The following is a 13,073-nucleotide window of genomic DNA, read 5'->3' as shown; positions in this document are numbered from 1 at the left end:
GGACAAGGAGACGCCGTTGCAGACGAGTGTGCACGCCGCCGCCGGGCCGCCGGCGGACGTGGCCGCCTTCGCCGCCCGGGCGGAGCGGGCCGGCTTCGACACCATCTCCAGCGCGGAGGTGGACCACGACCCCTTCCTGAGACTGGCGCTGGCCGCGCCGGCGACGACCCGGATCAGGCTGGCGACCGGCATCGCGGTCGCCTTCGCCCGGACGCCGATGGCGCTCGCGTACGTGACCAACGACCTGCAGATCCTCTCCGGGGGCCGGTTCGTGCTCGGCCTCGGCACCCAGACCAGGCCGCACATCACCCGCAGGTTCGGCATGGAGTGGAGCAGGCCCGCGGCGCGGATGCGCGAGTACATCACGGCGCTGCGGGCCATCTGGGACGACTGGAACACCGGCAAGGAGGTGCGGCACGAGGGGGAGTTCTACCGGCACACCCTCATGACCGCGACCTTCCGCCCGGAGCCGCATCCGCACGGCAATCCGCCGATCCACCTGGCCGCGGTCGGCCCGCTCATGACCCGGCTGGCCGGCGAGGTGGCCGACGGGCTGATCCCGCACGGGTTCAGCACCGAGCGGTACTTCCGCGAGATCACCCTGCCCGCGCTGGAGGAGGGGCTGGCCCGGTCCGGGCGGGACCGTTCCGACATCGTGGTCCACTGCCCCGGGTTCGTGCACGTCCTCGATCCGGCCGAGGACGTCGAGCGGCAGCGGCGGGTGCTGCGCGGCCGGGTCGCCTTCTACGGCTCCACCCCGGCCTACCGCGGTGTCCTCGCGCTGCACGGCTGGGAGGACCTGCACCAGCGGCTGCACGCCCTGTCGGTGCGGCCCGAGGCCGACCGCTGGGACCGGATGGCCGACCTGATCGACGACGAGGTGCTGGACACCTTCTGCGTGAGCGGGTCGCTGACCGAGGTGGCGGCGGAGGTGGCGCGCAGGTTCGGCGGCCTGGTCGACCAGGTCGCGCTCCAGCCGCCGCCGGGCGCGTCCGACGCCGAGCTCGGCGCGGCCCTCGCCACGCTGCGCGAGGCGGGCCGGCCCTGATGGGGTCCGGGGACCTCCTGGTGGAGCGCGACGGCGGCGTTGTCACCGTCACGCTCAACCGTCCCGCCAGGAAGAACGCGATGACGAGAGAGGGCTGGATCGAGTTCGCCCGCGTGCTCGGCGACATCGCGGCCCGCGCCGACGACCGCGTCCTGGTGCTCACCGGCGCGGGCGGCGAGTTCTGCTCGGGGGCCGACCTGAGCGCCCAGGGCTCCGGCGACTCGCCGCGCCGCGCGATGCGGATCGTGAACGAGGCGCTGTTCGCCCTGCGGGACCTGCCCCAGCCCACGATCGCCGCCGTGTCGGGGGCGGCGGTCGGGGCCGGCTTCAACATGGCGCTCGCCTGTGACCTCGCGGTCGCCGACGAGACGGCCCGCTTCTCGCAGATCTTCTCCCGGCGCGGCCTGTCGGTGGACTTCGGCGGGACGTGGCTGCTGACCCACATGGTGGGCCTGCACCGGGCGAAGGAGCTCGCCTTCTTCGGCCGGATCCTGTCCGCGCGCGACGTGCACGACCTCGGGCTGCTCAACAGGGTCGTGCCGGCGGGCACGGCACTGGCGCAGGCGGGGGAGTGGGCGCGCGAGCTGCTGGGCCTCGCGCCGCTGGCGCTGGCGCAGACCAAGGAGCTGCTCAACCTGGCGGCGAGCGGCGACTTCCGGGAGAGCGCGCTGCGCGAGGCGGCCGCGCAGAACCTCAACGGCGCCACCGAGGACACCAGGGAGGCGATCAGCGCCTTCCTGGAGAAACGGGCGCCGGTGTTCCGCAACCGCTAGCCGGGGCGGGCGTCCAGGTGCTGCTGGATGGCGGCCATCACGGCCTGGGGCGAGGCCGAGCGGCTGAAGGTGGCGACCACCACCTGCTCGCTGTCGCGCGGCTGTTCGAGCTGGCGGAAGGTCGCGATCACGTAGCCGAGCGCGTGGTCTAGGGGGCCGCTGGGGTCGTAGGTCCCGCCGGCCCGCAGCCATCCGCGCAGCACCTGGTTGTGGGCCGCCACCACGGAGGCGGCCATCAGCTCGGCGCGCAGGCCGGCGTCGGGAGAGTCGCCGAGCCAGGCGCCGACGAACTCGCGGAACAGCCGCTGGTAGCGGGCGACGCTGGCGATCTCGCGGTCGCGCAGGGCGGGCACCTCGCGGACCAGCCGGTAGCGGCGCAGCGAGACCTCGGCGTCGTCGACGTAGTGGGCGAGCACGATGCGGACGGCGTCGGTGATGGCCACGATCGCGGTGCCCGCCGTGGAGGCGCGCAGCCGGGCGTCGATCCTGGTGAGCAGCGCGTCGTGATCGGGGAAGATCGCGTCGTCCTTGGAGCGGTAGTGGCGGAAGAACGTGCTGCGGCTGACGCCTGCGCGCGCGGCGATGTCGTCGACGGTGGTCGCGTCGTAGCCGTTCTCGTCGAACAGCGTCACGGCGGCCTCGGCGAGGCGCTGGCGGATGGGCGGTGTCGGCACCCGGCCATTGTGACGGAAGTTAGGGGTTGTCCCGCACCGCGCGACTGAGTACCGTGAACATGAAACTGGGTCTTATCGGGTCTATCGGTGGTGGTGGATGGCAGCGCAGGGCACCGCGGGCAGCTTGGCCCGTCTGAAGGAACGCCTGGACGAGGCGGTTCACGTGGGCGAGGCCCGCGCGGCGGCCAAGCAGCACGCCAAGGGCCGGCTGACCGCCCGCGAGCGCATCGAGCGGCTGCTCGACGACGGGTCGTTCGTGGAGCTGGACGCCCTGGCCAAGGGCTCGCTCGGGTACGGCGACGGCGTGGTGACCGGCTACGGCACGGTCGACGGCCGCCAGGTGTGCGTGTTCTCCCAGGACTTCACGGTCGCGGGCGGCTCGCTGGGCGAGGTGTACGGGCAGAAGATCTGCAAGGTCATGGACCTCGCGATGCGCAACGGCTGCCCGATCGTCGGGATCAACGAGGGCGCGGGCGCCCGCATCCAGGAGGGCGTCGTCTCGCTCGGCCTGTACGGCGAGATCTTCCGCCGCAACATCCGCGCCTCCGGGGTGATCCCGCAGATCTCGCTCATCATGGGCGCCTGCGCGGGCGGCCACGTCTACTCGCCGGCGCTGACCGACTTCACGGTCATGGTGGACGAGCAGTCGCACATGTTCGTCACCGGCCCCGACGTCATCAAGACGGTGACGGGGGAGGACGTCACGTTCGAGGAGCTGGGCGGCGGCCGGGTGCACAACGCCCGCAGCGGCGTGGCCCACTACCTGGCGAGCGACGAGGAGGACGCGCTCGGCTACGTGCGGGCGCTGCTTTCGTACCTGCCGGACAACAACCTGGACGAGCCGGCGCACCCCGCGGCCGAGGCCGACCTGACGCTCACGGCCGAGGACCTGGCCCTCGACGAGCTGGTGCCGGACTCGCCGAACCAGCCGTACGACATGCACGAGGTCATCGCCGCGCTGCTGGACGACGGCGAGTTCCTGGAGACGCAGGAGCTGTTCGCGCCCAACATCGTGGTCGGCTTCGGCCGCGTCGAGGGCCGCCCCGTCGGCGTCGTCGCCAACCAGCCGATGCGGCTGGCCGGCACGCTCGACATCGACGCCTCCGAGAAGGCCGCCCGGTTCGTCCGCACCTGCGATGCCTTCGGCATTCCCGTGCTCACGCTGGTGGACGTGCCCGGCTTCCTGCCCGGCACCGGCCAGGAGTGGAACGGCATCATCCGGCGCGGCGCCAAGCTCCTCTACGCCTACGGCGAGGCCACCATCCCGCTCGTCACGGTGATCACCCGCAAGGCGTACGGCGGCGCGTACGACGTCATGGGCTCCAAGCACCTGGGCGCCGACGTCAACCTGGCCTGGTCGACCGCGCAGATCGCGGTCATGGGCGCGCAGGGCGCGGTCAACGTCCTGCACCGCAGGCGGCTGGCCGCCGCCGACGACCCCGACGCGCTGCGCGCCGAGCTCGTCGCCGAGTACGAGGACACCCTGGCCACCCCCTACCTGGCGGCCGAGCGCGGCTACGTGGACGCGGTCATCCGGCCGAGCGAGACCCGCCGCGAGATCACCCGGGCGCTGCGCCTGCTGCGCAACAAACGCGACGCCCTGCCGCCCAAGAAGCACGGGAACATCCCCCTGTGAACGGCACTGTGAACGGCCCAGTGAACGGCTCCGCACTGACCGTCGTCAAGGGCGCGCCCTCGCCGGAAGAGCTGGCCGCGCTCGTCGTGGCCGTCCACGCCACCCACGCCGCCCGGCCGGAGCCCGCCGCCCGGCCCGTGACCCACCTTCGGCGCGTGCCGCGCCACCCCCTCGCCCGAGGCCCGCGCGGCTGGCGGGAGTCGAGCTGGAACCTGGGAGGACGTCTGTGAGCCTGCGCAAAGTGATGGTCGCCAACCGCGGGGAGATCGCCGTCCGCGTGATCCGCGCCTGCCGGGACGCGGGCATCGGCTCCGTCGCCGTCTACGCCGACCCCGACCGCGACGCGCTGCACGCCCGGCTGGCCGACGAGGCGTACGCGCTGGGCGGCCGCTCGCCCGCCGAGACCTACCTCGACATCGCCAAGCTGCTCGACGTGGCCGCCCGCAGCGGCGCGGACGCCGTGCACCCCGGCTACGGCTTCCTGTCGGAGAACGCCGCCTTCGCGCAGGCGGTCATCGACGCCGGGCTGACCTGGATCGGCCCGCCGCCCGCCGCCATCGCCGCGCTCGGCGACAAGGTGCAGGCCAGGCACATCGCCCAGAAGGTCGGCGCGCCGCTGGTCGCCGGCACCAAGGACCCGGTGTCCGGCGCGGACGAGGTCGTCGCCTTCGCCCAGGAGCACGGCCTGCCGATCGCGATCAAGGCCGCGTACGGCGGCGGCGGACGCGGCCTGAAGGTCGCCCGCACCCTGGAGGAGATCCCCGAGCTGTACGAGTCCGCGGTCCGCGAGGCGGTGGCGGCCTTCGGGCGCGGCGAGTGCTTCGTCGAGCGCTACCTCGACCGGCCCCGCCACGTCGAGACGCAGTGCCTGGCCGACGCCCACGGCACCGTCGTCGTCGTCTCCACCCGCGACTGCTCCCTTCAGCGCCGCCACCAGAAACTGGTGGAGGAGGCCCCGGCCCCGTTCCTCACCGCCGAACAGGAAAGACTGCTGCGCGAGTCGTCCAAGGCCATCCTGCGCGAGGCCGGCTACGTCGGCGCGGGCACCTGCGAGTTCCTCGTCGGCCAGGACGGCACCGTCTCCTTCCTGGAGGTCAACACCCGCCTCCAGGTCGAGCACCCGGTCACCGAGGAGGTCGCCGGCGTCGACCTGGTCCGCGAGATGTTCCGCATCGCGGGCGGCGAGGCGCTCGGCTACGACGACCCGCCGCTGCGCGGCCACTCCATCGAGTTCCGGATCAACGCCGAGGACGCCGGGCGCGGCTTCCTGCCCGCGCCCGGCACCATCACCCGCTGGCGCGCCCCGTCCGGCCCCGGCATCCGCCTCGACAGCGGCTACGAGCAGGGCGAGACGGTCCCCGGCGACTACGACTCGCTGACCGCCAAGCTCGTCGTCACCGGCGCCACCCGCGCCCAGGCGCTGGAGCGCGCCCGCCGCGCCCTGGACGAGTTCGAGATCGACGGCATGCCGACCGTCCTGCCCTTCCACCGGGCCGTGGTGGCCGACCCGGCGTTCACGGCCGAGCCGTTCGCCGTGCACACCCGCTGGATCGAGACCGAGTTCGACAACCGCATCGCCCCCTACGCCGGCGCGGCCGCGGCCGTCGAGCCGCCCGCCCTGGAGCGGATCACGGTCGAGGTGGGCGGCAAACGCCTGGAGGTCGCCCTGCCGGCCGGGCTCGGCGCCGCTCCCGCCGCCGCGGCCCCGAGGAAGCCGGCGGCCGGCCGCCGCGCGAGGAAGCAGACGGCGTCGGCGGCCGGCGGCGACGCCCTGGTCAGCCCCATGCAGGGCACCATCGTCAAGGTCGTCGTGGCCGACGGCGACACCGTCGCCGAGGGCGACCCGATCGTGGTGCTGGAGGCCATGAAGATGGAGCAGCCTCTCACCGCGCACCGCGCCGGAGTCGTGCTCGGGCTGGCCGCCGAGGTCGGCGCCACGGTGGCGGCCGGCGCGGCCATCTGCGAGATCAAGGATCCCTCGTGAGCAGGGAGCGGTGGCGCGAGCTGGCGCTGGAGGTCCTGCGCAAGTCGGGCAGGGAGGTCGCCGCGCCGGAGGAGGCGCTGGCGACCGCCACCTACGACGGCGTCACCCTTGCCCCCCTCTACGACGCCGCCGACCTGCCCGCCGGGCCCGGACTGCCGCCTTCCGCCGGCCGCGAGCCCGGCCGGCCGTGGGAGGTGCGGCAGCGCCACGAGACCGCCGACCCCGAGGCGGTCATGACCGACCTGGAGAACGGCGCCGACTCCCTCTGGCTCGCCGTCGCCCCCGAGGACCTGCCCCGCGTCCTCGGCGGCGTGCACCTCGACCTGATCTCGATCGTGCTCGACGCCGGACCCCGGACCGGCCAGGCGGCGGAGGCGCTGCTCGCGCTGGCCGGCGAGCGGGCGGGCGCGCTGCGGGGCTGCCTCGGCGCCGACCCGCTCGGCCACGCGGCCCGCTCCGGCGCGGCGCCCGACCTGTCCGGGCTCGGGCGGCTGGCGCGGCTCTGCGCCGGCCGCCTGCCCGGCATGCGCGCGATCACCGTGGACGCCACGCCGTACCACGAGGCGGGCGGCAGCGACGCCGAGGAGCTGGGCTGCTCGATCGCGACCGGCCTCGCCTACCTGCGCGCCCTCACCGAGGACGGGATCGCGGCCGGGGATGCGTTCGGCCTGCTGGAGTTCCGCTACGCCGCCACCGCCGACCAGTTCGCCACGATCGCCAAGCTGCGGGCCGCGCGGCTGCTGTGGGCGCGGGTGGCGGAGGTGTGCGACGCCCCGCCCGCGCAGTACCAGCACGCGGTGACCTCCGCCGCGATGATGACCCGCCGCGACCCGTACACGAACATGCTGCGCACCACCCTCGCCTGCTTCGCCGCCGGGGTGGGCGGGGCCGAGGCGGTGACCGTGCGGCCGTTCGACGCCGCGCTCGGCCTGCCGGACGACTTCTCCCGCCGCATCGCCCGCAACACCTCCACGCTGCTGGTGGAGGAGGCCCACGTGGCGCGGACCTTCGACCCGGCGGGCGGCTCCTGGTACGTCGAGCGCCGCACCGCCGACCTGGCCGGGCGGGCGTGGGAGTGGTTCCAGGAGATCGAGACGGCCGGCGGCATGACGGCCGCCCGGAGCCTCGTCGCGGACCGCCTGGCCGCCACCCGCGCCCGCCGCGCCCGCGACCTCGCCCGGCTCAGGCCGCCGATCGTCGGCGTGAGCCGCTACCCCGACCCGGCGGGGAGACCGCCCGCCCGCACGCACACCCCGCCCCCGGTGGCGGACGCGCTGCCGCGCGTCCGCCACGCCCAGGACTTCGAGGACCTGCTCGACCAGGCCGACGACGCCCGCCCGCGGGTGTTCCTGGCCACGCTCGGCCCGGCGGCCGAGCACGCCGCGCGGCTCGCGTTCGCACGCGGCCTGTTCGAGGCCGGCGGCGTCGAGACGGTCACCGGCACCCCCGAGGACTTCGCCGGCAGCGGCGCCGTGGTCGCCTGCCTGTGCGCCGGCGACCGCCGGTACGCCGCCGAGGCCGCCGAGGCCGCCGCGCTGCTCCGCCAGGCGGGCGCGCGCTGGATCTGGCTGGCCGGGCGGGACCGTCACGACGGCGTGGACGCCAACCTGTACGCGGGCTGCGACGTGCTCGGCGTCCTCCGCACGACCCTTTCGGAGGTGACCGCGTGACGATCCCCGACTTCCGCGGCCTCGGCCTGACCGGCTCCCGGCGCCACGAGCCGCCGGCGACCGGCGCGCCGGCCTGGGACAGCCCCGAGGGCATCCCCGTCAAGCCGCTCTACACGGCGGTGGAGGCGGACGGCTACGACCCGCACACCTACCCCGGCATCGCCCCGTACGTGCGCGGGCCGTACCCGACCATGTACGTCACCCGCCCGTGGACCGTCCGCCAGTACGCGGGTTTCTCCACAGCGGAGGACTCCAACGCCTTCTACCGGCGCAACCTCGCGGCCGGTCAGAAGGGCCTGTCGGTCGCGTTCGACCTGGCCACCCACCGCGGCTACGACTCCGACCACCCGCGCGTGGCGGGCGACGTCGGCATGGCGGGGGTGGCGATCGACTCGATCGCCGACATGCGCATCCTGTTCGACGGCATCCCGCTGGACCGCATGTCGGTGTCGATGACCATGAACGGGGCCGTGCTGCCGATCCTGGCGCTCTACATCGTGGCCGCGGAGGAGCAGGGGGTGAAGCCGGAGCAGCTCACGGGGACCATCCAGAACGACATCCTCAAGGAGTTCATGGTCCGCAACACCTACATCTATCCGCCGGCCCCCTCGATGCGCATCATCTCCGACATCTTCGCCTACACCAGCGAGAAGATGCCGAAGTTCAACTCGATCAGCATCTCCGGCTACCACATCCAGGAGGCCGGGGCCACGTGTGACCTGGAGCTGGCCTACACCCTGGCCGACGGCATGGAGTACCTGCGGGCGGGCACGGCGGCGGGGCTCGACATCGACGCGTTCGCGCCGCGACTGTCGTTCTTCTGGTGCATCGGCATGAACTTCTTCATGGAGGTCGCCAAGCTCCGCGCCGCCCGCCTGCTGTGGAGCCGCATCGTCAGGGACATGGGCGCCAAGGACCCCAAGTCGCTGGCGCTGCGTACGCACAGCCAGACCTCCGGCTGGTCCCTGACCGCGCAGGACGTGTTCAACAACGTCGTGCGCACCTGCGTCGAGGCGATGGCGGCCACTCAGGGCCACACGCAGTCGCTGCACACCAACGCCCTGGACGAGGCCCTGGCGCTGCCCACCGACTTCTCCGCGCGCATCGCCCGCAACACCCAGCTCGTCCTGCAGCACGAGTCGGGCATCACCCAGGTGATCGACCCGTGGGGCGGCTCCCACTACGTCGAGACGCTCACCGCCCAGCTCGCCGCGCGGGCCTGGCAGCACATCGAGGAGGTCGAGGCGGCCGGCGGCATGGCCAAGGCCATCGAGGCCGGGCTGCCGAAGCTGCGGATCGAGGAGGCCGCGGCCCGCGCCCAGGCCCGCATCGACTCCGGCACGCAGCCGGTCATCGGCGTCAACACGTACCGGCCCGCCAGCGACCAGCCCGTGGACGTGCTCAAGGTCGACAACACGGCGGTGCGCGCCACGCAGATCGAACGGCTGCGCAGGCTCCGCGCCGAGCGCGACCCCGATGTGGTCCGCCGCGCCCTCGACGCGCTCACGGCGGGAGCCGCCGGGGACGCCAACCTTCTCGCGCTGGCCGTGGACGCCGCCCGCGCCCACGCCACCGTCGGGGAGATCTCCGACGCCCTGGAGCGGGTCTTCGGCCGCCACCAGGCCGGCGTGCGCACCATCTCGGGCGTCTACCGCAGTGAGCTCGGCTCCGGCGCCGACGCGGTCCGCGCCGCGAGCGACGCCTTCGCCAGGGACGAGGGCCGCCGCCCGCGCATCCTGGTCGCCAAGATGGGCCAGGACGGGCACGACCGCGGCCAGAAGGTGATCGCGACGGCCTTCGCCGACCTCGGCTTCGACGTGGACGTCGGCCCGCTGTTCCAGACGCCGGAGGAGGTCGCCCGGCAGGCCGTGGACGCCGACGTGCACGTGGTCGGCGTGTCCTCGCTGGCCGCCGGGCACCTGACGCTGGTGCCCGCGCTGCGCGCGGCCCTGGCCGCCGCCGGCGGCGAGGACATCATGATCGTGGTCGGCGGTGTCATCCCGCCTGGCGACGTGCCCGCGTTGCACGAGGCCGGCGTGGCGGAGGTGTTCCTGCCCGGCACCGTCATCGCCGACGCGGCCCTGAGCCTGCTGGGCAAGCTGTCCGCCCGCCTCGGGCACCAGCCCGCGTGACGATCAGAGGGGGGTCAGCACGACTTCCGGAGCGGGGACCGGCGCTCGTCGTGCACCGCGTCGAGCGCCTGCCCCAGGTTGGGATGGAGGGTCAGGGCGTTCCCGACGCCGGTGATCCGCATCAGGACGGCGGGTGAGCCGTGAACCGCGGCGACATGCAGGCGCGCCGCCTGCCGGCGCAGCCGGTCCTGCTGCCGCAGCAGCAGGTGCAGGGCGCTGCAGTCCATGAAGGTCAGCCCGCCGAGGTCGAGGACCATCGGCTCGCCGGGCGGCGTCGACCGCTCCAGAAGCGACTCCAGATCGGGGGCGTTGGTGACGTCCAGCTCACCCGTGACCGTGATCAGGACCCCGGTCGGGAGGGGCCGGCAATGCACGTTCAGAAGGGGCATGAGGCGGCCTGTCGCAGGGGGGCGGGTGGAACTCCATCATTCGGAAGACTACGCCCGAAGCCGGATGCACGAAAGAGGCTTCGTCATAGATTCTTCTAGAATGAACCTTCCGTCCTGCTCCGTGGTAGGCACTCGTACCATGGAGTTCTTCTGTTACCACCGTGATCGTCCCCGCTCCGCCGCGCTGCGCGCCGAACTGACGGAGGAGCACTGGTCCTATATGGACCGGTACGAGGCGGAGCTCATCGCCCGCGGCCCGACCCTGGCGCCCGGCGGTGAGACGGCCACGGGCAGCGTCCACATCGTCGAGCTGCCGGACTCCGCCGCCGCCCGCGCGTTCGCCTTCGACGAGCCCAACTACCAGGCCGGGGTCTACCGGGACGTGCTGCTGCGGAGGTGGCGCAACGTGCTGGGGCGCACGATGTGGGAGTTCCCCGGCGGGCGGGAGAGCGGCAACCGCTATCTCGTGCTGGGCCTCGGCTCGGGGCGGCCCGCCGACCTCGACCCGCCCGCCGGAGCGGACGACCTGATCGCGTACGGGCCGCTGCTGTCCGACGACGGCGCCTCCTGGCTCGGCACCGCGGCGCTGGTCCGGGCGGCCGGCCCCGACGAGGCCCGCGCCCACCTGACCGCCGGCCGGTACGCCGGCGTCGAGGTCCACGACTGGGACTTCGGCGGGCGGCGGTAGGGGCGGCAGCCGCCGGTCACGGAAGGACGTCCGGGTGCGGTGTCCGCACGGCGATGACGGCGATGTCGTCGAGCCCGGTCGTCGGCAGCGTGCTCAGCAGATGGTCGCAGAACTTGTCCGGCGGCTGGTCCGCGACGCACTCGGCGGCCGACCGGAGCCGTTCCAGGCCGCGGTCCAGGTGCTCGCCCGATTTCTCGACCAGGCCGTCGGTGTAGAGCAGGAGCGTGCTGCCCGGCGGCAGCGGCTCCACCTGCGACGGCCGCGGCTCCCCGTGCGGGAAGCCGAGCAGCGGGCTGAGGCCCCCCTCCAGGAAACGGCCCTCGCCGTCGCGCGTGACCAGCAGCGGCGGCGGGTGCCCGGCCACCGCGTACTGCAGCCGGTAGCCGTCGCCCGAAAGCTCGAGGCGGGCGTACACGCAGGTCGCTATCACCTCGCCGACCAGCGAGTCCATCGCGAGGTTGAGCCGGGACAGTATCTCGCCCGGCGGCTCGCAGCGGTCCATGGCGAGCGCCCGCAGCATGTTGCGGATCTGGCTCATCGAGACGGCGGCGGCCAGGTCGTGGCCGGCCACGTCGCCGATCGCCACCACCGGGACGCCGTCGGGCAGGATGAAGGAGTCGTACCAGTCGCCGCCCACCTCCGCCGCGCTCGGGCTCGCCCGGTAGCGGGCGACGATGCGCAGGTCGTCCGCGCGCGGCGGCTCGGCGAGCAGGCTGTACTGCAGCGCCAGCGCCACCTGCTGCGCCCGCTGGAACCGGATCGCCCGGCTCAGCGCGTCGTGGGCGTGGTCGAACATGCTCAGCAGCAGCGAGATGTCGTCCTGGCTCACCGGCGGGCGGTCCCCGCACATCACGACGACGACCACGGCGGGCACCGTCCCGTCCACCACGACCGGGAGGATCAGGACGCTGTTGGCGTTGTTCGCGATCAGCCACTGCAGCGTGCCCCTGGGCACGACGTCGGGCGGCGGCGCTCCGGCGGGGAACGTCCTCAGCAGCGGCCGCCGCCCGCGCGCCGCCGTCACGAACGCGTTGCCCGGGCCGAGCCGCTCCTCGCTGTACGGCGGCAGCGGCACCAGGCCGGGACGGGCGGCCGTGGCCATCCGCTCGACGACGAACGGCGCGCCGCCGTGCCGCTGGTCGGTGAGGTCGGTGACGAGGTAGACGCCGCACCCGTCGGCGATCTCCCGCACGATCACCTCCGCCAGCGCCCCCAGCATCTCCTGCAGGCTCCGCAGCCGGGCCGTGGCCGCCGCCGCGCGGTCCCGCAGGCGTTTGCGCCGCTGCTCGTTCCACTGCTCCTCGATGTCGGTGCTCGACCCCACCCATTCCACGACGTCGCCGTCCTCGCGGACGGGTACGGCGCGGACCTGGAAGTGGCGGTAGCCGCCGTCCCGCGTACGCAGCCGGTAGACGTGCTCCCACAGGCCGCGGGGGTCGGCGATCGCCTCGTTCCATGACCGCACCAAGTCCGGCAGGTCGTCCGGGTGGACCGCCCGCAGCCAGCCATCGCCGCGGTACTCCTCCCACGTCTGGCCGCTCAGCCGTTCCCAGCTCGGGCTCGGCTCGTTGATGTTGCCGTAGCGGTCGGTCACCCACAGGACCTCCGCGCTGACGCGCATCAGGCTCTCGTACCGGCGCAGGACGCGGCGGCGCTGCTCGGCGAGGACCGCCATCTCGCGGTCGGCGGCGACCTGGTCCGTCACATCCAGGACCACCACCAGCACGCCGTGATCGCCGCGGCCGAAGACGATCCGCGACAGGCTGGAGGTGAAGTACCGCTGCTCGGAGCCGGGACGCGCGATCATCGGCAGCTCCGGCTCGGCCGTGGCCACGATCGGCTCGCCCGTGAGGTAGACCTGGTCGAACTGCGGGCGGTAGTAGCGGCGCACGAAGTCGGCGAACAGGTCCTCCATCTCGGCCGGGCCGCCCGGCCCGCCGAACAGCGACCGGTAGCGGGCGTTCATGTAGACCAGCCGGTGCTCGGGGCCGCGCGTCACCGCCACCCCGACCGGCGCCGGGTCCAGCATCTCGAACCCCAGCCCGCCGTCCTCGCGCTCGTCGACGGCGCCCATGGCCA

At 73.7% G+C, this 13,073-nt stretch carries 11 protein-coding genes; 8 read left to right on the top strand and 3 right to left on the bottom strand.

The features are described 5' to 3' along the window. Window positions 1-16 precede the first annotated feature (16 nt). Complete coding sequence (locus tag SMD20_RS09845) at window positions 17-1,048, top strand: TIGR03617 family F420-dependent LLM class oxidoreductase (protein WP_329577992.1); 1,032 nt, start codon at window positions 17-19, stop codon at window positions 1,046-1,048. After that, window positions 1,048-1,821 (top strand): enoyl-CoA hydratase/isomerase family protein, encoded by a 774-nt coding sequence (locus SMD20_RS09840; RefSeq protein WP_329577989.1) that lies wholly within the window; start codon window positions 1,048-1,050, stop codon window positions 1,819-1,821. Before SMD20_RS09845 ends, SMD20_RS09840 begins: the two co-directional genes overlap by 1 nt. Here SMD20_RS09840 and SMD20_RS09835 read toward each other — a convergent pair. Further along, a complete protein-coding gene (locus SMD20_RS09835) occupies window positions 1,818-2,495 on the bottom strand; it encodes a TetR/AcrR family transcriptional regulator (RefSeq protein WP_091085282.1) in 678 nt (225 codons plus the stop codon). The genes SMD20_RS09840 and SMD20_RS09835 overlap by 4 nt on opposite strands. A gap of 97 nt (window positions 2,496-2,592) precedes the next feature. On the opposite strand from SMD20_RS09835, the gene SMD20_RS09830 reads away from it, so the two are divergent. Genes SMD20_RS09830 through scpA form a run of 5 tightly spaced genes read left to right on the top strand, consistent with a single transcriptional unit; the run spans window position 2,593 to window position 9,917 of the window. Next, window positions 2,593-4,131, top strand: coding sequence for an acyl-CoA carboxylase subunit beta (locus tag SMD20_RS09830; RefSeq protein ID WP_329577984.1), 1,539 nt, complete (start codon window positions 2,593-2,595; stop codon window positions 4,129-4,131). Further along, on the top strand, window positions 4,128-4,361 hold the full coding sequence (locus SMD20_RS09825; RefSeq protein WP_329577982.1) for an acyl-CoA carboxylase subunit epsilon: 234 nt from the start codon (window positions 4,128-4,130) through the stop codon (window positions 4,359-4,361). Before SMD20_RS09830 ends, SMD20_RS09825 begins: the two co-directional genes overlap by 4 nt. Window positions 4,362-4,363: 2 nt before the next feature. Continuing rightward, window positions 4,364-6,115, top strand: a complete 1,752-nt coding sequence (locus SMD20_RS09820) for an ATP-binding protein (RefSeq protein WP_329592489.1) — start codon at window positions 4,364-4,366, stop codon at window positions 6,113-6,115. After that, a complete protein-coding gene (locus SMD20_RS09815) occupies window positions 6,112-7,785 on the top strand; it encodes a methylmalonyl-CoA mutase subunit beta (protein WP_329577979.1) in 1,674 nt (557 codons plus the stop codon). The genes SMD20_RS09820 and SMD20_RS09815 overlap by 4 nt, the downstream gene beginning before the upstream one ends. A gap of 26 nt (window positions 7,786-7,811) precedes the next feature. Next, window positions 7,812-9,917: a methylmalonyl-CoA mutase gene (gene scpA / locus SMD20_RS09810; RefSeq protein WP_329592487.1), complete on the top strand. Its 2,106-nt coding sequence runs from the start codon at window positions 7,812-7,814 to the stop codon at window positions 9,915-9,917. 14 nt (window positions 9,918-9,931) lie between these two features. Here the strand turns inward: scpA and SMD20_RS09805 are convergent, their stop codons facing one another. Then, window positions 9,932-10,306 (bottom strand): STAS domain-containing protein, encoded by a 375-nt coding sequence (locus tag SMD20_RS09805; RefSeq protein WP_329577972.1) that lies wholly within the window; start codon window positions 10,304-10,306, stop codon window positions 9,932-9,934. Between the two features lie 139 nt (window positions 10,307-10,445). On the opposite strand from SMD20_RS09805, the gene SMD20_RS09800 reads away from it, so the two are divergent. Then, the gene (locus tag SMD20_RS09800; protein WP_329577969.1) at window positions 10,446-10,994 is read left to right on the top strand and encodes a YciI family protein; all 549 of its coding nucleotides are present in this window, start codon (window positions 10,446-10,448) and stop codon (window positions 10,992-10,994) included. A gap of 16 nt (window positions 10,995-11,010) precedes the next feature. On the opposite strand, the gene SMD20_RS09795 is transcribed toward SMD20_RS09800, so the two are convergent. Then, on the bottom strand, window positions 11,011-13,068 hold the full coding sequence (locus SMD20_RS09795; RefSeq protein WP_329577966.1) for a SpoIIE family protein phosphatase: 2,058 nt from the start codon (window positions 13,066-13,068) through the stop codon (window positions 11,011-11,013). Window positions 13,069-13,073: the final 5 nt, after the last annotated feature.

The organism is Nonomuraea sp. LP-02 (genome assembly GCF_036289125.1).
Lineage (GTDB): Bacteria > Actinomycetota > Actinomycetes > Streptosporangiales > Streptosporangiaceae > Nonomuraea > Nonomuraea bangladeshensis.
Note: the sequence above shows the minus strand (reverse complement) of the source record. Positions and strands in the feature narration are given on the sequence as shown.

Bases quoted from the DNA above. Each gene is read 5' to 3' on its own strand.
- SMD20_RS09805 (WP_329577972.1), bottom strand. From the start codon at position 10,306: ATGCCCCTTCTGAACGTGCATTGCCGGCCCCTCCCGACCGGGGTCCTG.
- SMD20_RS09800 (WP_329577969.1), top strand. From the start codon at position 10,446: ATGGAGTTCTTCTGTTACCACCGTGATCGTCCCCGCTCCGCCGCGCTG.
- SMD20_RS09840 (WP_329577989.1), top strand. From the start codon at position 1,048: ATGGGGTCCGGGGACCTCCTGGTGGAGCGCGACGGCGGCGTTGTCACC.
- SMD20_RS09830 (WP_329577984.1), top strand. From the start codon at position 2,593: ATGGCAGCGCAGGGCACCGCGGGCAGCTTGGCCCGTCTGAAGGAACGC.
- SMD20_RS09795 (WP_329577966.1), bottom strand. From the start codon at position 13,068: ATGGGCGCCGTCGACGAGCGCGAGGACGGCGGGCTGGGGTTCGAGATG.